General features: G+C 60.4%; 1 pseudogene. It reads right to left on the minus strand.

The window, feature by feature from the left end:
• Positions 1-308 (minus strand): annotated as a pseudogene (locus RF641_RS17530) (hypothetical protein); the annotation flags it as partial.

Raw genomic sequence — 308 nt, forward strand, 5'->3', positions numbered from 1 at the left:
GTTTCCTGTGGTGTACGAGAAGGACTTGTAGCTGCTCGAGGCGTTGCCGTCAGTCATCTTCGACAAGGTATCGTCGGTTTCCGAGTTCAATTCCTGGTTGCCCGGAACCACTCGTGAGACGTCGGCCAAGGCCGGTGCCGGCAGCGATGGAGCCTCGGATTCCTCAGGGGTCTTGGACTCACCCGGGGTGGTTGGAGCTTCGCTGGTGGTCGAGGCGCCGTTGTTTTCGGCCACGTTGTCCTTGTCGCCACCCAGGAAGTTGAAGGCGAAGACCACACCGATGACCAGGACGATCACCAGTACGGCCC

Source organism: Arthrobacter sp. 'calajunan' (assembly GCF_046940185.1).
GTDB classification, from domain to species: Bacteria; Actinomycetota; Actinomycetes; order Actinomycetales; family Micrococcaceae; genus Glutamicibacter; species Glutamicibacter soli.